Here is a 23,439-nt window from a genome sequence, read left to right on the forward strand (position 1 = left end):
GCGCTGGCGCGCCAGAGGGCGCGATGGTTATTGTCGCCGGTAAGCGTAGGGTAACGAAAGGACTGGAGCGGATGCGTATTGCCATCGTCGGCACGGGATATGTGGGCCTGGTTTCCGGAGTGTGCATGTCCGATTTCGGTCATGACGTTGTCTGCGTCGATTCCGATGCGGCCAAGATAGACCGGCTGAGGGCTGGCCAGGTGTCGATCTACGAACCCGGCCTCGATGATGTCGTGGCCCGCAACGTGCGGGCGGGGCGCTTGTCGTTCACCACCGATCTGGCGGAGGCCACGGAAGACGCGCAGGCCGTGTTCATCGCTGTCGGCACCCCGACGCGGCGCGGCGATGGTCATGCGGACCTGAGCTATGTGGACGCCGCCGCCAAGGCCATCGCCAAAACGATCACATCCTACACGGTGGTGGTCACCAAATCGACGGTTCCGGTCGGCACCAATCGCCGCCTGCGAGAGATCATCGCCACCGAAAACCCCGAGGCCGATTTCGATGTGGCCTCGAACCCCGAGTTCCTGCGCGAAGGCGCCGCGATCGAGGACTTCATGAAGCCTGACCGCGTCGTGATCGGCGTGGAGTCCGAGCGCGCGGCCGAGATCATGTCGGAAGTGTACCGCCCGCTCTACTTGCGCGATTTCCCCATCGTCATCACCGATATCGAGTCCGCCGAGATGATCAAATACGCAGCCAACGCGTTTCTGGCGACCAAGATCACCTTTATCAACGAAGTGGCAGCCCTGTGCGAACGGGTCGGTGCCGATGTTAAAGAGGTCGCCAAGGGCATCGGTCTGGATGGCCGCATCGGCAACAAGTTCCTGCATGCCGGTCCCGGCTATGGCGGCTCTTGTTTTCCCAAGGATACCAAGGCGCTGGCCCGGATCGGACAGGAACATGCCTCGCCCATGCAGATCGTCGAGACGGTCATGAAGGTGAATGACGAGGTCAAGCGCCGCATGGTCGAGAAACTGCGCGATCTGTGTGATGACAGCTTTCGCGGCAAGACGGTCACGGTTCTCGGGGTGACGTTCAAACCCAACACCGACGACATGCGCGACGCGCCCTCGCTGACCATCGTTCCCACCATGATCGGGGGCGGAGCACAGGTGCGGGTGGTCGACCCGCAGGGCCGCCGAGAGGGCGAGGCACTGCTGCCCGGCGTGACGTGGCACGATGACCCTTACGAGGCCGCCGAGGGGGCAGATCTGATCGTGCTGTTGACCGAGTGGAACGAATTTCGGGCGCTGGACCTGCCAAGGATCGCCGCTTCGATGGCCAAGCCGCGCATTGCCGATCTGCGCAATGTTTACCACCGGCAGGCCTTGTGGGACGCAGGCTTTACCAACTGCGCGTTCAACGGGCGGTGATGTCGTGACCGTCCCCCGCGAAACCGCGCACCACTGACATGGCGATGGTGCCGGTTCACGGCACCTTGATACGCCTCAGATGTCCTTCACCAGTCTGAGCGCATCGTAGATCGCCGCATGGGTGTTGCGGGCGCTGACCGCATCGCCAATACGGTAGAGCATGAAGCCCCCGTCGGTATTGCGACTCACGTCCTGTGGGCGTCCGCCGATCAACGCCTCGTAGTCCACCGCGCCTTGGTTCGCGCTAAGCGGCTTGAGGTCGAAATAGAGTTCGTCCAACGGCAGGGTGCCGTAGTTCACCACCACCTGATCATAAGTCTTATCGCTGGTGAAATTGCTGTAATCGGTGCCGATGGTGGCCCGCAGGCGGTTACCGTCGCGGGTGACATTCAGCAGGCGGCGGGTGACGGTGAAGGTCACGTCCTTGTCCTGTAACGCGCGCATGTAGGGCACCAGGTTCATGGCCATGATGTCAGGGGCGAAGACGCGGTCGGGGGTCATCACCTCGACGCTGGCCCCCGCATTCGCGGCCACCTCGGCGGCCATCAGGCCGGGATGGTCGCCGCTTTCGTCGTAGATCAGCACAGTCTGCCCCGGCTTCACGTCACCCGAGATCAGATCCCAGGAGGTGACGACCAGATCCTGCTCCTTGCCGGACTCGAACAGCTCTGTGTTGGGCAGGCCGCCGGTGGCGACGATCACCACGTCCGGGTCCAGCGCGGTCACGTCCCCGGCCTCGGCCCAGGTATTGAAGTGGAACTCCACGTCGCGGGCCGCGCATTGCGCCATGCGCCAGTCGATGATCGAAATCATCTCGCGCCGTCGCGGGTTCTGCGCAGTCAGGCGGATCTGGCCGCCCGGATCGGGCTGCGCCTCGAACACGGTCACGTCATGGCCGCGTTCGGCGGCGACGCGGGCGGCCTCAAGACCTGCAGGGCCGGCGCCGACAATCACCACCTTCTTGCGGGTTTCGGCCGGGGCGATGGTGTGCGGCATGGTCAGCTCGCGCCCCGTGGCCGCGTTGTGGATGCACAGCGCCTCGCCCGCGGCATAGATCCGATCGAGGCAGAAGGTCGCCCCGACGCAAGGGCGGATGTCATCCTCGCGCCCCTCGACGATCTTTTTAACGATATGGGGATCGGCCATGTGCGCGCGGGTCATGCCGACCATGTCCAGCAGGCCAGCCTGAATGGCGTGGCGCGCGGTGGCCACATCGGGGATCTTGGCGGCGTGGAAGGTGGGCAGTCCGGTGGCTGTCCGAACTGTGCCCGCGAAATCCAGATGCGGAGCGTTCTTCATGCCCTGCACCGGGATCACGTCGGTCATCGCCGGATCGGTGTGGATGCGGCCGCGGATCACGTTGAGGAAATCCACCATGCCGCTGTCGGCCAGCCGCTTGGAAATCTCGATGCCTTCCTCGGGGGTGATGCCACCGGCCTCGGCCTCGTCGGCCGTGTAGCGCAGGCCGACGATAAAATCATCGCCCACCCGCGTGCGGATGCCGGTCAGCACGTCCATCAGCAGCTTCATCCGGCTGTCGAGCGTCTGCCCGCCATAGGGACCGTCGAGGTCGTTGGTCAGCGGTGACCAGAACTGATCCAGCAGGTGGCCATAGACCTGCAACTCGATCCCGTCCATGCCACCCGCTTTCATCCGCTCGGTCGCGTCGGCGAAGTCCGTGATGATGCGTTCGATATCCCAATCCTCGGCCAGCTTGGGAAAGGCCCGGTGCGCAGGTTCGCGGTGTTTGGTGGATGACACCGAGGGCAGCCAGTCGCCCTTGGACCAGCCGGTCCGGCGGCCCAGATGGGTCAACTGGATCATCACCGCGCAGCCGTGGTCGTGGCAGGCGTCGGTCAACTGGCGGATCCATGGCACCACCTCGTCTTTATAGGCGAGGATGTTGTTGAAGACCGGCGGGCTGTCCTTGGATACCGCCGCCGACCCTGCCGTCATCGCCAGCGCGACGCCCGCCTTGGCCCGTTCGGCGTGATACGCCGCGTAGCGCTCTTTCGGCATCCCGTCTTCGGGATAGGCCGGTTCATGGCTGGTCGTCATGATGCGGTTGCGCAAGGTCAGGTGCTTGAGCTGATAGGGCTGAAGAAGGGGATCGTTGGACATGGCTCGCTCCGTTGTTCGCGCATAGCATTTCTAAAATGTTCATACATGTCAAGTTTTCGTTCATCAGTGACGATTTTATTGCCCCCGACGGGCCGAGGGGGTAGGTTAGGCCCATGAATGATGCTGACACACAGGACGCGGCGGGCAAAGCCACAGGCTGGCGCGGCTCGCGCGAGGTCTGGCTTGCGGCGGCGCAAGAGGCGTTCATCGAGTCCGGTCTGGATGCGGTGAAAATCCAACCGCTCGCCACGCGGCTGGAACTGTCGCGCACCAGCTTTTATTGGTTCTTCAAAGACCGCGCCGCCCTGCTGGATGCTTTGCTGGAGACGTGGGAACAGACCAATACCGGGGGCCTCATCGCCGCGACACAGGCCTATGCCGAGACCATCACCGAAGCGGTTCTGAACCTTGCATCGGAATTTCTGGAGGGTGGGGCGTTCGAGGCCCGGCTGGATCTGGCGGTGCGTGGATGGGCCCATCAATCGGACGCGGTTGCCGCACGGGTGAATGTGGCGGACGAAACGCGACTCGAAGCCATTCGTGCGATGTTCGACCGCTTTGGCTATGACCCGTCCGAGGCCGATGTGCGGGCGCGGACGGTCTACCTTGTGCAGATCGGCTATATCTCGATGCAGGTGCAGGAGGATCTGGCGGTTCGGATGGCGCGGATTCCCGATTACGTAAAGACGTTTTCCGGCCTCGCACCGTCACAGCGGGAACTGGCCCGGTTCCACGCCCGGCACGGATATCGGCCGAAAACCGGATCCGGGTGACGACCGCCTGACCTACCGCCTTGGGAACACCCGCCCCTCGAAAAGCTTGCGGGCGGTGCGCGTTGTCCCGGCCGCTGCAATCGCTCCGTCCGGGGCGAGGTCGATCAGAACCTCGGTCGCGCCTGCGGGGTGTTCCACATCATGACTGTGGCCCGTGGGCAGAACCGCCAGATCGGCCGCGACCGACCCCGCCACGCGACAGGCGCTGGCCACGGTGATGGCGGCGAACACCCCGATGGACGCATGGCAGCGATGGGGAATGAAAGACCGGGTGCCGATCACGCCGCCCGCGCGGGGAGGAGAGGCAAGCACCATCTTGGGCACGCTCTTGTCGCGCACCTCTCCCAACCCCATCATCGGCCCGGCCTGCAAGCGGACCCGCTCGATCCGGGCCTTGAGGTCTGCACGGTGGTCCAGGTCCGCTCGGCTCTCGGTGCCGGTGATGCCAAATGCTTCGGCGTGCAGGATCGCGCAGGGCATACCGTTGTCTATCAGCGTGCAGTCCAGCCCGTCGATGCGGTCGCGCACATGGCCCGAGGGCAGCAGCGCACCGCAGATCGACCCGGCAAGCTCCTGGAATAGCAGCGGGATCGGGGCGTGGCAGCCAGGCACGCCGTCGATCCGGGTGGCGCCGTCATAGCGGACGCGCCCGCCCGGCGTCTGCACCCGCGCGACCGCGATTTGCGCGGTGTTGCGCATGTGGATGCGCAGCTCGGTCATCTCTCCCTTGGCAGCGACCATGCCCAGTTCAATGGCTGCGGGGCCAACCCCGGCAAGGATATTGCCGCAGCCCTGTGCCGCTGACACCAGCGGCTGATCGACGAAGACCTGAAGGAACAGGTAATCCACATCCGCGTCGGCCCGGCTGGACGGCGACAGGATCGCAACCTTTGAAAACAGCGGGTCGCCGCCCCCGAGGCCGTCCACCTGGCGCGGGTCGGGCGACCCCATGAGCCGGATCAAAAGGTCGTCGCGCGCAGCGGGGTCGGCTGGCAGATCGCTGGCGCGGAAATAGGCGCCCTTGGACGTGCCGCCGCGCATCCAGAGGCACGGGATGCCGTCCCGTACGGGATCATTCATAGGTCAGCCCTTTGGCAGCCAGACGCGGGCGCATGTCGTAGATGTCCAGCCCCAGTTCGCCCGCCGCCAGCCGTTTGCGCCGGGCCTCCTCCGAGGTCATCCGCGTCTCGGCCCTGTCGCGCACGGCGTCGGCTGTTGTACAGGGTACGACCACCACGCCATCGTCATCGGCCACGATCACGTCGCCCGCCGAGACATGCTGACCCGCGCAGACGATGGGCACATTGACCGAGCCGAGCGTTTCCTTGACCGTGCCTTGCACGCTGATCGCTTTGGACCAGACGGGAAAGCCCATGGACGCAAGCTCGCGAACATCCCGGACGCCCGCGTCGATCACCAGCCCGCGACAGCCGCGCGCCATGGCCGAGGTGGCCAGCAGATCGCCGAAATACCCCATATCGCAGGGCGAGGTGGGAGAGAGCACCATGATGTCGCCGGGTTGCACCTGCTCGATGGCCACGTGCAGCATCCAGTTGTCCCCCGGCGGGGCCGAAATGGTCACGGCAGAGCCCGCGACCCGCGCCCCGGAAAAGATTGGCCGCAGGCGGGCGGCAAGGCACCCGGTGCGCCCCTGTGCTTCGTGCACGGTGGCGGCCCCGGCCCGTGCCAGCCGGTCGATCGTGTCTGGCGCGGCGCGGGGGATGGTCTGAACGACGACGGGCATCAGCGGAGCCTTTCTGAACAGGGCCTAGAGGGAATCCACGGTGCGCGGGAACACCGATTGAAAGCCTTCGGCATAGCGGCAGTCGCGGCCACCGGCCTGCCCGCCGGAATTGCGCTTGAAATGGTTGGCCCGTTGCTCGGCCACGCGGGTGTAATATTCCCACAGGTGGGCCTGCCCGTTCATGCATTCCATCGCGGCGCGCTTCTTGTCCCAGACCGGGGTGATGTCGAGGAAGGTATCGGGCCGCCATCCCATCTGTTCGGTCTGGTGCGGCTCGAACAGGTATAGCTGCGGCGCACCAAGCACCGGGTCGCCCGGATTGTGGCCCCATGCCTGTGCGATCATCCGCGCCTCTAGCACGGCCTCGGTCGTTTTCATGTGGTCGGTGTTGTAGGGGTCATACTGGGAATGCGAGAGCATGAAGTCGGGCTGCACCTGCCGGATCACATCGACGATCCGCATCTTGTTTTCCATCGAGAAATCCAGTGGGTAGTCACCCAGATCGAGGCAAACGAGGCTTTGAACCCCAAGCGCCTTGGCGGCGGCGGCGGCCTCGCCCCGGCGGATATCCTTGATCTCTTGCAGGGATCTACCCTCTTTCCACAGGCGCGCGCTCTCGCCCCGTTCCCCGAAGGACAGGCACAAGACGGTGACCGCGCAGCCCCGTTCGGCATGCAGCGCGATGGCCCCGCCACAGCGCCAGACGAAGTCGGCGGCATGGGCGGAAATGACAAGCGCGGACGTTGCGGCGGACATTGGAAACCTCCTGCGGGGCGATGACCCATCTGTTCCCACGCAGGCCCGTTCCCGGCAATTCGGAAGCCCGTGGCCGCAGATTAGTTTTCGCTATAGGCCGGGACGGCCCACCACCACGCGGGTATCCCAATCGGCGCATTTCCCGGCCAGACCGCCGGGCAGGGGGCGGTCGGTATAGAATGCGTCCAGGTCGCCAAGCGACGCGATGCGCGCCGGGGCGCTGCGGCGGAATTTCCAGTGGTCGGCAACAAGGAAGCAGCGGCGGGATTGCGACAGGATGGTCTGGCTTACGCCCACCTCCTGGATGTCGAAATCCAGCAGGTCGCCGTCTGCATCGAGGGCTGAGCAGCCGATCACCGCATAGTCGAACTTGAACTTGCGAATGGTTTCGACTGTCAATGCGCCGATCAAGCCGCCGTCCGAGGGGCGCAGGCTGCCGCCTGTCACGATCACCTCGACCCCCGGCGCACGGGCCAGCAGGTGCGCGACGTTCATGTTGTTGGTCACCACCAGCAGGTTGCGGTGGTGGATCAACTCTGTGGCCACGGCCTCGGTGCTGGTGCCGATATTGAGAAAGACCGAGCAGTCGTCGGGAATGTCGGCAGCGCAGGCGCGCGCGATTGCGGCCTTTTCCTCGGACAGGATGCCGCGCCGGTGCTCATAGCGCAGGTTGGTGGTGCCAGAGGGGATGATCGCGCCGCCATGCACGCGGTCGAGCTGCCCGGCCTGATCCAGCTCGGTCAGGTCGCGGCGAATGGTTTGCAGGGTCACGCCGAAGCGGCTGGCAAGGTCCTCGACCGTCACCTTGCCCTCGCGGCGGGCAATTTCCAGAATTTCAGCCTGGCGAAAGCCGAGTGACATGGGCGCACCTCCGCCTCGCATGATGGCCGATCCGACGCGCGGGCGCGAGGGCAAATGTTCGCTTTCGTTCGATTCTCTTCGATGGTGGAGCGCGCACGGTGTCTGGTGGCAAGTCAGGGCGGATTCCGGGCGAGCAAGTGCATCAATGATTGCCGATTTGCCCGTTGAAACACGGGCTTATGTGATAATCGCATGAAAGCGAACATATCGCCCTTTCCTTTTTGCGCGCTTTTGGACAGGATCGCCTCGATTGCAGCAGCCGCGCCGCCCGTTCGGTGCAACCGGAGGACGTTCCGTGACCCCATCCCCATCTCGGCCCGACATCTGCGATGTTCTCGTCATCGGGGGCGGCATCAACGGCTGCGGCATTGCCCGCGACGCGGCGGGACGCGGGCTGTCGGTCGTGCTTGCAGAGATGAACGACCTTGCCTCGGCCACCTCCTCGGCCTCGACCAAGTTGTTCCACGGCGGGCTGCGCTATCTTGAATATTTCGAAATTCGGCTGGTGCGAGAGGCGCTGATCGAGCGAGAGACCCTGTTGCGCGCGATGCCCCATATCAGTTGGCCAATGCGCTTTGTGCTGCCCTACAGCAAGGACATGCGGTTCGAGGGGGCGACGCCCACCTCGCGCCTGTTGAATATCGTCATGCCGTGGACCCGCGGGCGGCGGCCCGCGTGGCTGATCCGTCTGGGGCTGTTCCTTTATGACCACCTGGGCGGACGCAAGATCCTGCCCGGTACCCGCACGCTGGATCTGCATGACAGCCCCGAGGGTGACCCGTTGAAGGACCGGTTCCGCAAAGCCTATGAATATTCCGACTGCTGGATCGAAGATTCGCGTCTGGTGGTGCTGAATGCGCGCGACGCCGAGGCGCGCGGGGCAACGATCCTGACCCGGACGAAGGTGATCTCGGCAGAGCGCGGCGCAGAGTCATGGCGCGTGACACTGGAAGATACCGAAACCGGCGACACCCGCGTGGTCACGGCCCGGATGCTGGTCAATGCCGGCGGCCCCTGGGTGGGCGACATCCTGCAAGGCAAACTGCGTGTGAACACGCCCGACACCGTTCGGCTGGTGCGTGGCAGTCATATCGTGACCCGGCGGCTCTATGACCATGACAAGTGCTATTTCTTTCAGGGAACGGATGGCCGGATCATCTTTGCCATTCCCTACGAGCAGGATTTCACCCTGATCGGCACGACCGACAAGGATCACCCGGACCCATCCGAAAAACCCGTCTGCACGCCCGAGGAACAGCGCTACCTGATGGATTTCGCCAACCAGTATTTCAAGGCGGACATAGACGAAGAAGATGTCGTCTGGACCTATTCCGGCGTGCGACCGCTATATGACGACGGGGCGCAATCGGCGACGGCGGCAACGCGGGACTATACCTTGAAGACCGATTGCAACGGGGCGCCGATCCTCAACGTCTTCGGCGGCAAGATCACCACCTATCGGCGACTGGCCGAAAGCGCGCTGGCGCAGATCGGCGCGGTGTTTTCCGATTTGCCCGGCAACTGGACGGCGGGAGTTCCGCTGCCCGGTGGCGATTTCCCCGTCGATGGGGTCGCCACCCTGACCGACCGGCTAACGGCGGATTATCCCTTTCTGGCGGGTTACTGGGCCGCCCGGCTGGTGCGAGCCTATGGCACCGACGCCGAGCGGATGCTGGATGGCGCGGAAAGCGCCGAGGCGTTGGGCGAAGACTTCGGCGCGACCTTGACCGCGCGAGAGGTCGCGTGGCTGATGGATCACGAATACGCATGTCGGGCCGAGGATGTGGTCTGGCGGCGCAACAAGCTGGGTCTGCGGCTGAGTGCCGAGCAGATCACCCGGCTGGACGACTGGATGCAGGCCCGCCGCGCGGCCCAATAATACGACCTCCAGGGAGGAGACCGAGACATGACCCATATCCTCGCCATCGACCAGGGCACCACGTCAAGCCGCGCGATCCTGTTCGATTCCGATTTGCAGATCGTCGCTGCGGCGCAAGAGGAATTCGCGCAGCATTTTCCCCAGTCGGGCTGGGTGGAACATGACCCATCCGACCTGTGGACCACCACGGCCTCGACCTGCCGCGCCGCGATCGAAAAGGCGGGATTGGGATCAGAGGACATTGCCGCCATCGGCATCACCAACCAACGCGAAACCACGCTGGTCTGGGACAAGGCCACGGGAAAGCCGATTTACAACGCCATTGTCTGGCAGGACCGGCGCACGGCCCCGTTCTGCGCCGAACTGCGCGAGGCCGGGCATGGCGAGATGATCACCGCGCGCACCGGTCTGCTGGTCGATCCATATTTCTCGGCCACCAAGCTGAAATGGATTCTCGACCATGTGGACGGCGCCCGAGAGCGCGCGCGAAAGGGCGAGCTGCTGTTTGGCACCGTCGATACCTTCCTGACATGGAAACTGACGGGCGGGGCCGCTCACGTCACCGACGCGACCAATGCGGCGCGGACCATGCTATACGATATTCTCAAGGGCCGGTGGAGCCGCACGATCTGCGATCTCTTCGACATCCCCATGGAGATGCTGCCCGAGGTCAAGGATTGCGCGGCAGAGTTCGGCACCGCCCGCCCGGACCTGTTCGGGCGGCCTATCCCGATCCTTGGAATCGCGGGCGACCAGCAGGCCGCCACCATCGGGCAGGCCTGTTTCCAGCCGGGGATGCTGAAATCGACCTATGGCACCGGCTGTTTTTCCTTGCTCAATACCGGCGACACGCCGGTGGCGTCGAAAAACCGCTTGCTGACGACAATTGCCTACCAGTTCGACGGCACACCGACTTACGCGCTGGAAGGGTCGATCTTCATTGCGGGGGCAGTGGTGCAATGGTTGCGGGACGGTTTGCAAATCATTGACACGGCGGCGGAAACACAGCCGCTCGCCGATCAGGCCGACCCGAACCAGACGCTGATCCTCGTGCCTGCCTTCACGGGTCTTGGGGCGCCTTATTGGAACGCGGAATGCCGGGGGGCGGTTTTCGGGCTGACCCGCAGTTCCGGGCCCAAGGAATTCGCGCGCGCCGCGCTGGAAAGCGTCGGGTTCCAGACCCGCGACCTGCTGGAGGCGATGACCGCCGACTGGCAGGCCGAACAAGAGGCCGCCACCCTGCGCGTCGATGGCGGGATGAGCGCAAGCGATTGGGCGATGCAGTTTTTAGCCGACATCACCGGCGCCCCCGTGGATCGACCCGAGGTGTTGGAAACCACGGCCTTGGGGGCGGCATGGCTGGCGGGAATGCGGGCGGGGATTTATCCTCAGATGGAAGAATTCTCTCGCACATGGGCGTTGGAGCGGTCGTTTCAGCCGCAGATGGACGCAAGCGCGCGGGACGGCCGTTACGCAGCGTGGAAACGTGCCGTGGCGGCGACGATCAGCGTGTAACCGAACGCGCTTGACAGCCCCGCCCGCACCCGCACATTGGCTGAACGCGTGCGGACAGGAAAGGGCGGGGCATGAGCTATCTTCTGGGGGTCGATACCGGCGGCACCTATACCGATGCGGTGATCCTCGATACCGGGGCAGATCAAATCATCGGCTCGGCCAAATCCCTGACAACACGCGCCAATCTGGCCATCGGTATCGGCAAGGCCATTGACGCGGCGGTCGCCGGGGCGGGCGTCGAGGTGGGGCAGATCGGCATGGTCTCGCTCTCGACCACGCTGGCCACCAACGCCCTTGTCGAAGGGCAGGGCGAGCGGGTGGCGCTTGTCGCCATCGGCTTTGACGAGGCCGACCTGGGCCGCGCCGGGTTGGCCGAGGCGCTTGGGTCCGATCCGCTGATTCAAGTGATGGGCGGGCATACCCATGCCGGGGCCGAAGCTGCGCCGCTGGATGAGGCCGCGCTGATCCGACAAATCGGCAAGATCGCAAGCGAGGTCGATGCGTTTGCCATTGCCAGCCATTTCGCCACCCGCAACAGCGCCCATGAACGCCGTGCCCGCGACCTGATCCGCGATGCGACCGGGCGGCCTGTGACCTGTTCGCATGAGCTTTCGGCGCAGTTGAACGGACCGCGCCGGGCGCTGACGGCGGTGTTGAACGCGCGGTTGATTGGCATGATCGACCGGCTGGTGACGGCCTGCGAGGGGCACTTGCAAGAGCTGGGGTTGACCGTGCCGTTGATGGTTGTGCGCGGCGACGGGGCGTTGATTTCCGCCCGCGTGGTGCGGGAACGCCCGATCGAAACGATCCTGTCCGGCCCCGCCGCCAGTATCGTCGGCGCGCGTTGGTTGACGGGCGAGGCCGATGCGCTGGTCTCTGACATCGGCGGCACCACGACCGACGTGGCCCTTCTGCGGGATGGCCTGCCCGAGATCGACCCGGCGGGCGCCCGTGTCGGCCCGTTCCGCACGATGGTCGAGGCCGTTGCGGTGCGCACCACCGGCCTTGGCGGTGACAGTGAAGTGCGGATGGAAACGGATCAGCCCGGCACGCCCCTGCACCTTGGGCCGCGTCGGCGCATCCCGGTGTCGGCGCTGGCCATCGACCATCCCGAGATGGTGCATCAGGCGCTCGACAAGGCGCTGGCGGGTGATCTGGTAGGCGATCACGATGGTCTGTTCGCCGTGCCCATGGGCGGCGTGGCGCCTGGGCTGTCGCCGCGTGATGCCGCGCTTCTGGCCCGGATTTCCGCCCCTATGCCGGTCGGCAAGCTGTTGAACACACGTCTGGAGGGACCAGCCCTCGACCGGCTGGTGGCGCGGGGGCTGGTGATGATTTCGGGCGTGACCCCGTCGGATGCCAGTCATGTTCTTGGGCGGCTCGACGCCTGGGATCGCGAGGCTGCGGAAAAGGCCCTGACGGTCTTTGCCCGGCAAAAGACGCCCAGGGGCGACCGTTTGGCACCGGATGCCGAGGCGCTGGCAACGCGGATCGTCGATCAATTGACCACCCAGACCGTGGATTGCCTGATGGAAGCGGCCTTTGCCGAAGATGCGGGTTTTGCCGGGGAAGATCCGACCACGCTGGCGCGCCATGTCCTGACCCGGCAGGGCCTTGCGCAGCATCGTGGGATCGTGGAAACCAGCCTGCGCCTGGGGGTGCCGCTTGTCGGGCTTGGCGCCTCGGCCCCCAATTATTACCGCGCCGTGGGCGACCGGTTGGGATGCCGCGTCGTCCTGCCAGACCATGCCGGGGTCGCCAATGCCATCGGTGCGGTGGTGGGACAGGTCAGCCAACGCCTGACCGGCAGCGTCACCAGCCCTGGCGAGGGCCGCTTTACGGTGCACCTGGTGGATGGCAATCGGGACTACGGCAACCGGGAAGAGGCGTTGCTGGCGCTAGAGGCCGCCCTCAGCCTGCAAGCCACCGACCGGGCCCGCGCCGCCGGGGCGCAGGACGTGCATGTGCATACCAGCCGCGTGCTGCGCGAGATCGAGGTTGAGGGGCAGTCGATGTTTATAGAGGGAACCGTGACCGCCATCGCTTCGGGGCGGCCACGGGTGGCGCACGGCTAGGGCCGGTCGCAACAAATGCCAAGCACACCCGCCTTTTCCGGTTCATGGCCGGGCGGGGGGTGTCCGGCATGGCGCCGAAGTTCTGCGATCACACGAGGCTGTCGATGCCCACGCCCTTGTCCGACAAGCCATCGCGCAGACGTTGGAACGCGCGTTCGCGCAACTGGCGGACGCGCTCCTTGGAAATCCCGAAATGGGTGCCAAGCGTTTCCAGCGTCGCCGCCGGCTCCCGGATCTGGGTGGCGATGATGATTTCGCGCTCGCGGTCGGGCAGGGCCTGAACTGCTTCAACCAGCGTATGGCCAAGCGATTCCGTGTCCATCTTGACCATCACGTCGCGTTCCACATCGGTATCGGTGTCGGCCAGCCGGGCCATCATGTCTTCGCCGTCTTCCATGGCGGGCGCGTTCAGCGACTGGTCGGGGCCGGACACCTGACGGCGCACCTTGTCGACCTTTTCGATCGTGATTCCGAGCGCCTTGGCGATCTTCTGGTCCTTGTCGTGCTGCGATCCGCTGGCGTCGTCTTCCAGCGATTGTTCCACCCGTTTCAGGTTGAAGAACGCCTTGCGATATTGGGCGGAATTGCCCCGGCCCACGACCGACCAGTTGGACAGGCTGTAATCCTGAATCTCGGCCCGCAGCCACCAGGCGGCATAGGTGGAAAAGCGAAAGCCCTTGTCGGGGTCGAACCGGTCGGCGGCCTTGATCAGGCCGATCTGCGCCTGTTGCACAAGGTCGGCATCGGGCGGCTGGTTGCCCTTGGTGTAGCGCCGCGCGGTGGCCATGGCGAGCGGCATGAACGCCGCCACCAGCTTGTTGCGGGCGTCCACATCGCCGTCATCCTTCCAGGCGCGGGCCAAGCGCAGCTCTTCCTCTGCCGAGAGCATCGGCAGGCTGCGCCCGCCAGCACGGCGGGACCGGGGTTGAATAAGCGGTTTGTTCATGGCGAAAGCGCCTTTCCGACCTGAGACGGGGAAACTGATTTTGAATCGAAACTAAATCATCCCATACCCCATTGTCAAACTAGTTTCGATTCGATACCAAATAACTCATGAAGACCACCTGCACCCCTTCCGACCAGATTGCCGAGCTCTTGGTGCATCTCGGACGCTCCGCCCGTTGCGAGGATGCGGGTTCTTGCCTGACCGCCGCACAATGGACCTGCCTGCGCTTCTTCGCGCGGGCGACGCGCAATTCCTGCACGCCCTCGGCCTTTGCCCGGTTTCAGGCCACGACACGCGGCACCGCCTCGCAAATCATCAAGACGCTTGAAGGCAAGGGGCTGATCGCGCGCCGCCGGTCCGAGACCGACAAACGCAGCGTGCTGTTCGAAGTGACCGAGGCAGGCAGGGCGGTCTTGTCCGACGATCCCTTGGGAGAGCTTGTCTTTGCCATCGACCGGCTGGACCCCGCCATGCGAGAGGTCTTTCTGGCGGCGCTGTCGCATGTCGCTGAAGGGCTTGGTGCCCTGCGCGGCACCTCTGCCTTCGGCACCTGCGCCGATTGCACGCATTTTTCCGAGGCCGGATGTGGGGGCTATTGCGCTTGTGCAGCCGCTGCCCTTGCCCCGACCGAAATCGGCAAACTCTGCGCCAACCACAACCGGGACGCAGCCGACTGCGCCGCGCCCCAGCTCAAGAGGCCCCCGCAATGATGAAATGGTCGCGGAAATCCGCCACCCCCGACGCGGGCACCGCTGCTGACCCGCAGCCCGCCCCGACCCGCGCCGAGCGCCGCATGATCGCTGTCAGCAGTGGCAAGGGCGGCGTGGGCAAATCCACCGTGACCGCCAATCTGGCGGCGTCGCTCGTGCAGCAGGGCCTGCGCGTCGGTGTCGTCGATGCTGATATCTACGGCCCCTCCATTCCCGGCATGTTGGGCATTCCCGCCAACACACCGCCCGCGATGACACCGGACCGCAAGGTGATCCCGGCCGAGGCGCACGGGATCAAGGTGATCTCGATGGCGATGCTGTCGGACGATGACAAGCCCGCCATCCTGCGCGGCCCGATGGTGACGAAATACCTGCAAATGTTCGTGGCGCAGGTGGACTGGGGCGAACTGGACGTGCTGCTTCTGGACATGCCGCCGGGAACCGGTGACATTCAATTGACGCTGGCGCAGGCCTTTCCGCTGAGCGGTGCGGTCGTCGTGACCACGCCACAGGATGTCAGCCTCAAGATCGCCCGGCGCGGCCTGCGGATGATGGAGCAGGTGAATGTCCCGATCCTCGGTCTTGTCGAGAACATGAGCGGCTTTACCTGCCCGTCTTGCGGCGAAGTCACCCATATCTTTCACAAGGGCGGGGGTGAGGCGATTGCCGCTGACCTTGGCGTTCCATTCCTTGGCGCGGTGCCGCTAGACCCCGGCGTGGTCGATTCCGGCGATGCGGGCGCACCCCTTGTGCTGAGCCACCCAGACAGCCCCGCAGCGCAGGCCTATCGCGCCATTGCCACGGCCTTGGCGGGGCAGGGGGGCGGGGCCGCGGGCCTGTCTGTGCCCTTCGACTGGAACGTCGCGCAAGGCAGCGGAAGACCCGGCGGCGCGGCCCCGGTCGCGGGCGGTGCGGCAGAGGTGCCTGTGGCACTCGACCTCGATGAGACCGGCCTCTCGATCCATTGGCAGGACGGGGCTGAAAGCCTGATCGCCATCCGTGATCTGCGACTGGCCTGTCGCTGTGCGTCCTGCCGGGATGAGATGACCGGCGCGCCGCTGCTCGATCCGGCAAACGTGCCGCTCGATATTGCGGCAACCCGGATCTGGAGCGTTGGCAACTACGCCATCGGTGTGGCGTTCAGCGACGGGCACGACACCGGGATTTACACCTTCAAGGCCCTGCGCGCGATGGAAAGTGCCGAGGTCGAGGATGTCTGAGACCGACACCCGCCGACGCATTCGTGTGCAGGCCTCACCGAAAGATCCCGACACGCTGCGATTTCTGCTTGATGGGCCGGTTGCGGACTCGCCGTTGCGCCTGAACGCCGGGGATGACAGGCCCTTGGCGCGGGCTTTGTTCGCGGTCTCGGGCGTCGAGGGCGCCGAGGTGTCGGGTGCGACCATCCATGTCCGCCGCGCGCCCGGTGCCGATTGGGGCGCGCTGAAAGCCCCGATTGCCGCCGCGATCCGGGCCGCGCTGGAAGGCCCTGCGCCGCTTGGGGATGTCGCCACAGAGGACGACCCCGACGCCGCGCTGTTGGCCGCCGTGCGCGAGTTGCTCGACCGGCAGGCCAACCCCGCGATTGCCAGCCATGGCGGCTACATCGCCGCCGAGCGGGTAGAGGACGGAACCGTCTACCTGCGCATGGAGGGCGGATGCCAGGGCTGCGCGGCCTCTGCCGCAACCCTGCGCGACGGGGTCGAGCGGATGCTGCGCGCGGCCTTGCCGCAAATCGTGGCGATTGTCGATGTCACCGACCACGCCTCGGGCGCGAACCCGTTTTATGACCGCAACGTCGGCACTTTGCCCGCTTTGGTGCGGCCCGTGCCGCCCGAGGTCATTGGCTGGCGGGGCGAGCAGATCGTGGTGGACCCCGAGTATCTGGCCCCGCGCCTTTCCCTGACTGCCGAGGCGCTGCGCGACGGGATGACCACGGGCACCGTCAAAAGCCGGATGGAACCGGGAAAAGAGCCGGGCACCACCCGCGTCATCGTGCGGGGGCCGCAACGGGCCTGGGCTGCCGAAATCTCGACCGATGGCCGCGCCTACGAGGTGCCGCCGCCGTGTGACGAAACCCCGCTCAGGGGGCGTGTGCGGGCACATCTGGAGGCGCTTGTGCCCGAGGACGGGCCGATCACCTACGGTGCCCTTGCGCGGGCCATGGGGCTTTGGATGCCTGGATCGGTCCGCAAGGTCACGCAGGCGTTGGAAGAGACGATGGACGAAGACGCCGCCGCAGGGCGTCCGTTCGTTGCCGCTCGCGTTGTCAGCCGGGCCGGGCATCTGCCGGGCAAGGGATTTTTCGAGAAAGCCAGTGCCTTGGGGCAAGGGCCGGAACCGGGCGAGAGCGACAGCGCCTTTCATGCGCGGCAGGTGGCGGCGCTGTCGTAGTGCATGTCGTGCAGGAGTGGGACCCGGTTTTGCACTTCTTGGACGCGCAAAATCAATGGGCTAGCGTGGGGTGCGGGATTGCGGATGACCGTGGCACGCGTCGTCGCGGAATGCTGCCATCCAGCCAAGCGTGGCGTCGGTATCCGGTCCCGGCCTGTATTCAGCCCCGAGCGGGGCGGTCCAGCCAAGTGCGGCAATGCCCTTGAACACCCGCCCATAATCCAGATCGCCATGATCGGGCGGGCCGCGGTCCGGGACTGCGGCAAATTGGATATGGCCAACCTTGGGCAGCAGGCGAGAGAGGACCGGCAGTGGATCACCCTCGGTCCGGCCCACGTGGTAGCAATCCAGCATGATCCTGAGCGCGGGATGCGCGAGACGGTCAAGGATCGCTTCGGCCTGCGCCGTGTCGCGCAGGAAATACTCCGGCGCGTCGACCCGGTTGAGCGGTTCGATCAGGATCGCCCGGCCATCGCGCGCGGGATGGTCGCAGGCGTAAGACAGGGTGGCGAGGAACGCGGCCTCGGCATCGGGCCCGTTGGCATTGCCAGCCATCACATGCACATGCCGCGCCCCAAGCGCGGCGGCATAGTCCAGCGCCTGATCAACGGCTGCGCGCGCGGCAACCTGTCGCCCCGGCACAGCGGACAGACCGAACTCATCCGCGGCGACATCGCCACGCGCGGTGTTCAGTCCCACCATCCGCAGGCCGGTTTCGTCCAGCGCGACGCGCACATCCGCCGGGGCCGTGTCGTAGGGCCAATGGCATTCCACCGCGTCGAACCCGGCCGCTGCGGCGGCGCGGATCGCGTCGGGCAGGGGGCGGTCGGCCCACAACATCCCCAGATTGGCCGAAAACCGCAGGCTCAGCGCCGTTGCTGGCGGGCCATGAACGCCAGACGTTCAAACAGCGCCACGTCCTGTTCGTTCTTCAACAGCGCGCCATGCAGCTTGGGCAGGGCATTGGCGCCGTCGCGTTTCAGATCCTCGGGGTCCAGATCCTCGGCCAACAGAAGTTTGAGCCAGTCGATCACTTCCGAGGTCGAGGGTTTTTTCTTCAACCCCTGTTGCTCACGAATTTCGTAAAACTGGGTCAGGGCCTCGGTCAGCAGGCGCGGCTTGATGCCGGGGTGGTGCACCTCGACGATTTCTTTCAGCACCTCGATCTCGGGGAACCGGATGTAGTGAAAGAAGCAGCGGCGCAGAAACGCGTCGGGCAGCTCTTTTTCGTTGTTCGAGGTGATGATGACGATGGGCCGGGTCTGTGCACGGATCGTCTCGCCGGTCTCGTAGACGAAGAATTCCATCCGGTCGAGCTCCTGCAACAGGTCGTTGGGGAACTCGATATCGGCCTTGTCGATCTCATCAATAAGCAAGACGCATTTGCCGTCCATCTCGAAGGCCTGCCAGAGCTTGCCCTTGCGGATGTAGTTGGCCACGTCATGCACCCGCTCGTCGCCCAACTGGCTATCGCGCAGGCGGCTGACCGCATCGTATTCATAAAGGCCCTGCTGCGCGCGGGTGGTGGATTTGACGTGCCATTCGATGATCGGCAGGCCAAGCGCCTCGGCCACCTGGCGGGCCAGCTCGGTCTTGCCGGTGCCGGGTTCTCCCTTGACCAACAGCGGGCGTTCCAGCGTGACGGCGGCATTCACCGCCACGGTCAGGTCTTCGGTCGCCACGTAGTTGGCAGTTCCGTCAAAGCGCATTGCGGGTCTTTCCTCTGGCCTCGTGATCCGGGGCGAAGTGCTAAGGGGCCGGGCCGGGCAATGCAAGCGCCGCGGCATGGGATCGTGGCGACGCGAGGGGCCAAACCGGGCAATCAGCGCGACGTCATCCGTCCTCAAGCAAGGCTGGCGACGGGCTACGCAGGTTTCCGATCGTGCCCATTGCAACGATCATTCGGGGCGACTTGCGCTCTTTCGTGCCATCTCGGGGCGTGACAAGGGCGGCGCGGTCGGGTAATCGGACCGCAATGTGACCGGGATCGGGTGCCCGCATGAGTCGGATCAACCGCCTCGGTCCCGCCAAGGGGAGCACGATGAAAGCCGAAGTCTTTCTGCCTGAGGATTATCGTCCTGCCGAGGACGAACCCTTCATGAACGAGCGTCAGCTCGAGTATTTCCGCCGCAAACTGAATGCATGGAAAAACGACCTTCTGGACGAAAGCCGGGGCACCGTCGCGGTGTTGCAGGATGATACCCGCAACATTCCCGATGTGGCAGACCGGGCGTCCGAGGAAACGGACCGCGCGTTGGAACTGCGCACCCGTGACCGTCAGCGCAAGCTGATCGCCAAGATCGACTCGGCCCTGCGCCGCATCGAAGAAGGCGAGTATGGCTATTGCGAGGAAACCGGCGATCCGATCTCACTCAAGCGTCTTGACGCGCGACCGATCGCAACGCTGAGCCTCGAAGCGCAGGAACGTCACGAGCGCCGCGAAAAAGTCCACCGCGACGACTGAGGTCTTCCGCCCTGACTGGGCGGGAGACCACGATAACGCGGCCCCGGACACAACCGGGGTGAGGACACCGGGGCTGTTGCGCCCCGGTGTTTTTCCATGAGGGGACAGGTCATGCTGATCGGGCAGAAGATCACGGTTCTGGGTGCCGGCATCGGTGGGCTGGCGGCGGCAACGGCGCTGGCGCAGCGCGGCGCGGTGGTCCGGGTGCTGGAACAGGCCGACGCGATCCGCGAAGTGGGGGCGGGTTTGCAGATCAGCCCGAACGGCGCCGTGGTGCTAAGGGCCCTCGGGCTGGGGGGCGCATTGGCCGAGGCCGCGCCGCGCGCCCATGCCGTCGTGCTACGCGATTTCCGGCGCGGGGCCGAGGTGTTTCGCATGCCGCTGACCCGCGACGACCGCCCCTATCACCTGACCCATCGGGCCGATCTGGTGTGTATGCTGCGCAAGGCAGCGCAGGCGGCGGGCGTTGCCATAGAACTGGGGCGCACGGTGGAGCAGGTGACCCCCGGCAACGCGGGCACCCATCTGCGGTTTGCCAGCGGGGGGGAAGAGACGGTGCCACTGTTGATCGGGGCGGATGGTCTGCATTCTCCGACGCGGGCGTCCCTGAACCCGGCAACCAGACCCTTTTTCACCGGGCAGGTCGCATGGCGCTGCACCATTCCCCTGGATGCCCCGGACACCCCCCCCGAGGCAACGGTTCACATGGGGCCTGGGCGGCATATCGTGACCTACCCGCTGCGGGGCGGCGAGTTGATGAACGTGATCGCCGTAGAAGAGCGCGATGGATGGGCCGCCGAAGGCTGGAACCACAAGGATTCTCCCGAGAACCTGCGCCGCGCTTTTGCGGATTTCCCGCCCGAGATCCGCGACCTGCTGTTTCGCGCGCAAGAGGTCTATCTTTGGGGCCTGTTCCGCCATCCCGTTGCCAAATGCTGGGGCGGCGACAGTGTGGCGCTGCTCGGCGATGCGGCGCATCCGACGCTGCCCTTCCTTGCCCAAGGGGCGAACATGGCGCTAGAGGACGCGTGGGTGCTGGCCGAGGCGCTGGATCAAGAGGATGACACCACCACGGCCCTGACCCGCTACGAAGCGCAGCGCAAGGGCCGCACGGCCCGCATCGTCGAGGCCGCGTCGCAAAACGCCAGGAATTACCACCTGCATCCGGGGCCGTATCGCGCCGCTGCCCATATGGCCTTGCGCATCGGCAGCCGTGTCGCGCCGCAGATGGCGACGCGACCCTTCGAATGGCTCTATGGGCACGACGTGACCCATGGGGCGGGCGCGCTTTAAGGCCGTGCCCGCTGCACCATGCCAAACAGATCGCGCGGATCGTCGGGGTCGGCAAGCATATCCAGTTGCAGGAACAACTCGGTGCCGTCCAGCCTGTCGCGCACATAGCGCAGGGCCGAAAAATCCTCGATGGCAAAGCCGACCGAGTCAAAGAGCGTGATCTGCCCCGACGAGGTTCGGCCCGTGGCCGCGCCGGTGATGACCTGCCAAAGCTCGGTCACCGGGTGGTCTGCATCCAGTTGCTGGATTTCGCCCTCGACCCGCGTTTGCGGCGGGTATTCCACGAAGATCGACGAGCGGTGCAGGATTGCGGGCGCCAGTTCTGTCTTGCCCGGACAGTCGCCGCCAATCGCGTTGATATGCACGCCCTCGCCGACCATGTTGTCGTTCAGGATGGTGGCATATTGCTTGTCGGCGGTGCAGGTGGTGATGATCTCGGCTCCCTCCATCGCCTCTTCCGGCGTGGCGCAGGTGATCACGGTCAGACCTTGGCCAGACAGGTTGCGCGCGGCCTTTGCGGTGGCGCCCTTGTCGATGTCGAATAGGCGCACGGTGTCGATGCCGACGACCGCTTTCATGGCGAGCGACTGGAACTCGGACTGCGCGCCATTGCCGATCATCGCCATGGTTCTCGCTCCCTTGGGCGCAAGGTGCCTGGCCACCATGGCCGAGGTCGCGGCGGTCCGGATCGCGGTCAGCACGGTCATTTCCGACAGCAGCGTCGGATAGCCTGTCGCCACATCGGCCAAAAGGCCGAAGGCGGTGACGGTTTGCAAGCCGGATTTGGTGTTGGTCGGGTGGCCGTTCACATATTTGAACGCATATTGCTGGCCGTCCGAGGTCGGCATCAGCTCGATCACCCCTTCGGCCGAATGCGCTGCCACGCGCGGGGTCTTGTCAAACAGCGGCCAGCGGCGGAAATCCTCTTCGATATAGGCGGCCATTTCGACCAGCATCCGCTCCAGCCCGATGGTATGGACCAGCCGCATCATGTTCTCGACCGAGACGAAGGGCACGAAGGCGCGATCAGAGGGTTGGGGCAGGGTTTTCATGCGGCAAAGCTCCGGGTTGGGCGGTCAAAGACGCGGCGCCCCATCAGGGACGCGGTGAGGTCGACCATCAGGCTCGCGGTGCGGCCCCGGTCGTCGAGGAACGGGTTGAGTTCGACCAGGTCGAGCGAGGAGACAAGACCAGAGTCGTGCAGGATCTCCATGACCAGATGTGCCTCGCGGAAGGTCGCGCCACCCGGCACGGTCGTGCCCACGGCGGGCGCGATGGAGGGGTCGAGGAAATCGACATCGAGCGAGACATGCAGCATTCCGTTGGCGGCATCGACCCGCGCAAGGAATTCGCGCAACGGCGCGGCGATACCATGTTCGTCGATGGTGCGCATGTCGGTCAGCGCGATATCGGTCCGCTCCAACGCCTCGCGTTCTTCCGCATCGACCGAGCGCAGGCCAAGCAGGCAAAGCCGATCTTGCGGGATCGGGGAGCTGAGCGATGGAAACGCGTCAAAGCCCGGCTGCCCCGTGACATAGCCCACGGGCGTGCCGTGCAGGTTGCCCGAGCCGGTCGTCAGCGGCGTGTGGAAGTCGGAATGCGCGTCGAGCCAGAGCACGAATTGCGGGCGGCCTTGTGCCTGGGCATGTTCGGCCACGCCCGCGACGGTGCCAAGCGACAGGCTGTGATCGCCGCCCATGAAGATTGGAAAGCCCTCGGCCATCGCGTCGCGCGCGGCGGGAATCAGTGCCTCGGTCCAGGCGACGGTATCTGACAGCGCGTGCAGATGGGCGGGGCCGGGCAGGTCGCGCAGCGGCGCTCGGGCCACGTTGCCGAGGTCGCGGGTGACGCGGCCAAGGCTGGTCAACTGCTCGGCCAGACCAGCGGTGCGAAAGGCGTCGGGGCCCATCAGGCAGCCGCGGGTGCGCTTGCCGCTGTCGACGGGCGCGCCAATGAGAAGGCAGGGGGATTGGGGCATGATGTGGAAATCCTTGATCGCGTTGGTGCAGGGATATCGCCCGGATCGGATTGGACAGAAGCCATCAAAATGGCCATAATGAGGTTTAGTTTACCATAATGAGCAATCAAAATGAGCGAAATGGATGAAACAGACCGCCGGTTGCTGGCCGCGCTGCGCCATGATGGGCGGGCCTCGGTCTCGGATCTGTCGATCGAACTTGGGGTGACCCGCGCCACGGTGCGCGCGCGGATGGAAAAACTTGCGCAGGCCGGGGAAATTCGCGGGTTTTCCGTGGTCACCCGTGACGATGTAGCGACCAGCCCGGTGCGCGCGCTGACGATGCTGGGCCTCGAAGGGCCGGGGATGGACCGTATCCGCCGCCAGTTGTCCGGTCGCCGCGAGGTGCGGGCGGTGCATTCGACCAATGGCAAATGGGACTTGATCGTCGAGCTTGGGACCGAGACGCTGGAAGCCCTCGATGGCGTCCTGCGCGACATCCGGCGGCTGGAGGGGGTGGCGACCTCGGAAACCAGCCTGCTCTTGTCCACCAGCCGCTACAGCCGGGTGTGACG

General features: G+C 65.3%; 21 protein-coding genes. 11 read left to right on the top strand and 10 right to left on the bottom strand.

Features of this window, described 5'->3' with window-relative positions; all coding sequences use genetic code 11:
• Positions 1-71 precede the first annotated feature (71 nt).
• A complete protein-coding gene (locus BKY27_RS12245) occupies positions 72-1,376 on the top strand; it encodes a UDP-glucose dehydrogenase family protein (RefSeq protein WP_071674784.1) in 1,305 nt (434 codons plus the stop codon).
• Between the two features lie 75 nt (positions 1,377-1,451).
• On the opposite strand, the gene BKY27_RS12250 is transcribed toward BKY27_RS12245, so the two are convergent.
• Complete coding sequence (locus BKY27_RS12250; protein ID WP_071674785.1) at positions 1,452-3,497, bottom strand: NADH:flavin oxidoreductase; 2,046 nt, start codon at positions 3,495-3,497, stop codon at positions 1,452-1,454.
• Between the two features lie 113 nt (positions 3,498-3,610).
• Between BKY27_RS12250 and BKY27_RS12255 the strand changes: the two genes are divergently transcribed.
• Complete coding sequence (locus BKY27_RS12255; RefSeq protein WP_071674786.1) at positions 3,611-4,270, top strand: TetR/AcrR family transcriptional regulator; 660 nt, start codon at positions 3,611-3,613, stop codon at positions 4,268-4,270.
• 12 nt (positions 4,271-4,282) lie between these two features.
• On the opposite strand, the gene BKY27_RS12260 is transcribed toward BKY27_RS12255, so the two are convergent.
• From BKY27_RS12260 to BKY27_RS12275, 4 genes are all read right to left on the bottom strand, one after another.
• Positions 4,283-5,350, bottom strand: coding sequence for a 4-oxalomesaconate tautomerase (locus BKY27_RS12260; RefSeq protein WP_071674787.1), 1,068 nt, complete (start codon positions 5,348-5,350; stop codon positions 4,283-4,285).
• On the bottom strand, positions 5,343-6,014 hold the full coding sequence (locus tag BKY27_RS12265) for a 4-carboxy-4-hydroxy-2-oxoadipate aldolase/oxaloacetate decarboxylase (RefSeq protein WP_071674788.1): 672 nt from the start codon (positions 6,012-6,014) through the stop codon (positions 5,343-5,345). The genes BKY27_RS12260 and BKY27_RS12265 overlap by 8 nt, the downstream gene beginning before the upstream one ends.
• A gap of 24 nt (positions 6,015-6,038) precedes the next feature.
• Complete coding sequence (locus BKY27_RS12270; RefSeq protein ID WP_071674789.1) at positions 6,039-6,770, bottom strand: PIG-L deacetylase family protein; 732 nt, start codon at positions 6,768-6,770, stop codon at positions 6,039-6,041.
• A gap of 90 nt (positions 6,771-6,860) precedes the next feature.
• Positions 6,861-7,631 (bottom strand): DeoR/GlpR family DNA-binding transcription regulator, encoded by a 771-nt coding sequence (locus BKY27_RS12275; RefSeq protein WP_071674790.1) that lies wholly within the window; start codon positions 7,629-7,631, stop codon positions 6,861-6,863.
• A gap of 295 nt (positions 7,632-7,926) precedes the next feature.
• Here BKY27_RS12275 and glpD point away from each other — a divergent pair, with 295 nt between their 5' ends.
• From glpD to BKY27_RS12290, 3 genes are all read left to right on the top strand, one after another.
• Positions 7,927-9,510, top strand: coding sequence for a glycerol-3-phosphate dehydrogenase (gene glpD / locus BKY27_RS12280; RefSeq protein ID WP_071674919.1), 1,584 nt, complete (start codon positions 7,927-7,929; stop codon positions 9,508-9,510).
• A 27-nt stretch (positions 9,511-9,537) separates the two neighbouring features.
• Positions 9,538-11,025: a glycerol kinase GlpK gene (gene glpK, locus BKY27_RS12285; RefSeq protein ID WP_071674791.1), complete on the top strand. Its 1,488-nt coding sequence runs from the start codon at positions 9,538-9,540 to the stop codon at positions 11,023-11,025.
• A gap of 71 nt (positions 11,026-11,096) precedes the next feature.
• Positions 11,097-13,100, top strand: a complete 2,004-nt coding sequence (locus BKY27_RS12290) for a hydantoinase/oxoprolinase family protein (protein ID WP_071674792.1) — start codon at positions 11,097-11,099, stop codon at positions 13,098-13,100.
• Positions 13,101-13,188: 88 nt separating this feature from the next.
• Here BKY27_RS12290 and BKY27_RS12295 read toward each other — a convergent pair whose 3' ends face one another.
• Complete coding sequence (locus BKY27_RS12295; RefSeq protein WP_071674793.1) at positions 13,189-14,046, bottom strand: sigma-70 family RNA polymerase sigma factor; 858 nt, start codon at positions 14,044-14,046, stop codon at positions 13,189-13,191.
• 107 nt (positions 14,047-14,153) lie between these two features.
• Here BKY27_RS12295 and BKY27_RS12300 point away from each other — a divergent pair, with 107 nt between their 5' ends.
• Genes BKY27_RS12300 through BKY27_RS12310 form a run of 3 tightly spaced genes read left to right on the top strand, consistent with a single transcriptional unit; the run spans position 14,154 to position 17,150 of the window.
• Positions 14,154-14,756 (top strand): MarR family winged helix-turn-helix transcriptional regulator, encoded by a 603-nt coding sequence (locus BKY27_RS12300; protein WP_071674794.1) that lies wholly within the window; start codon positions 14,154-14,156, stop codon positions 14,754-14,756.
• Positions 14,753-15,976 carry a P-loop NTPase gene (locus BKY27_RS20585; RefSeq protein ID WP_324610002.1) on the top strand — a complete coding sequence of 408 codons (1,224 nt, stop codon included), beginning with the start codon at positions 14,753-14,755 and terminating at the stop codon, positions 15,974-15,976. The genes BKY27_RS12300 and BKY27_RS20585 overlap by 4 nt, the downstream gene beginning before the upstream one ends.
• Positions 15,969-17,150 carry a NifU family protein gene (locus tag BKY27_RS12310; RefSeq protein WP_071674795.1) on the top strand — a complete coding sequence of 394 codons (1,182 nt, stop codon included), beginning with the start codon at positions 15,969-15,971 and terminating at the stop codon, positions 17,148-17,150. The genes BKY27_RS20585 and BKY27_RS12310 overlap by 8 nt, the downstream gene beginning before the upstream one ends.
• Positions 17,151-17,210: 60 nt before the next feature.
• Here BKY27_RS12310 and BKY27_RS12315 read toward each other — a convergent pair whose 3' ends face one another.
• Complete coding sequence (locus tag BKY27_RS12315) at positions 17,211-17,990, bottom strand: hydroxypyruvate isomerase family protein (RefSeq protein WP_233491830.1); 780 nt, start codon at positions 17,988-17,990, stop codon at positions 17,211-17,213.
• A 26-nt stretch (positions 17,991-18,016) separates the two neighbouring features.
• Positions 18,017-18,859 carry an AAA family ATPase gene (locus tag BKY27_RS12320; RefSeq protein ID WP_071674797.1) on the bottom strand — a complete coding sequence of 281 codons (843 nt, stop codon included), beginning with the start codon at positions 18,857-18,859 and terminating at the stop codon, positions 18,017-18,019.
• 332 nt (positions 18,860-19,191) lie between these two features.
• Between BKY27_RS12320 and dksA the strand changes: the two genes are divergently transcribed.
• On the top strand, positions 19,192-19,614 hold the full coding sequence (dksA, locus tag BKY27_RS12325; protein WP_071674798.1) for an RNA polymerase-binding protein DksA: 423 nt from the start codon (positions 19,192-19,194) through the stop codon (positions 19,612-19,614).
• A 111-nt stretch (positions 19,615-19,725) separates the two neighbouring features.
• Positions 19,726-20,907, top strand: a complete 1,182-nt coding sequence (locus BKY27_RS12330) for an FAD-dependent monooxygenase (protein WP_084667960.1) — start codon at positions 19,726-19,728, stop codon at positions 20,905-20,907.
• On the opposite strand, the gene BKY27_RS12335 is transcribed toward BKY27_RS12330, so the two are convergent.
• Together BKY27_RS12335 and rocF are read right to left on the bottom strand one after the other, a co-directional pair.
• Positions 20,904-21,959, bottom strand: coding sequence for an ornithine cyclodeaminase (locus tag BKY27_RS12335; RefSeq protein WP_199559104.1), 1,056 nt, complete (start codon positions 21,957-21,959; stop codon positions 20,904-20,906). The genes BKY27_RS12330 and BKY27_RS12335 overlap by 4 nt on opposite strands.
• The gene (rocF, locus tag BKY27_RS12340; RefSeq protein WP_071674800.1) at positions 21,956-22,885 is read right to left on the bottom strand and encodes an arginase; all 930 of its coding nucleotides are present in this window, start codon (positions 22,883-22,885) and stop codon (positions 21,956-21,958) included. The genes BKY27_RS12335 and rocF overlap by 4 nt, the downstream gene beginning before the upstream one ends.
• Before the next feature lie 120 nt (positions 22,886-23,005).
• On the opposite strand from rocF, the gene BKY27_RS12345 reads away from it, so the two are divergent.
• Complete coding sequence (locus BKY27_RS12345) at positions 23,006-23,437, top strand: Lrp/AsnC family transcriptional regulator (protein WP_071674922.1); 432 nt, start codon at positions 23,006-23,008, stop codon at positions 23,435-23,437.
• Positions 23,438-23,439 lie beyond the last annotated feature (2 nt).

The sequence above is a fragment of the Nioella nitratireducens genome (assembly GCF_001879715.1).
In the GTDB taxonomy this organism is placed as follows: domain Bacteria; phylum Pseudomonadota; class Alphaproteobacteria; order Rhodobacterales; family Rhodobacteraceae; genus Nioella; species Nioella nitratireducens.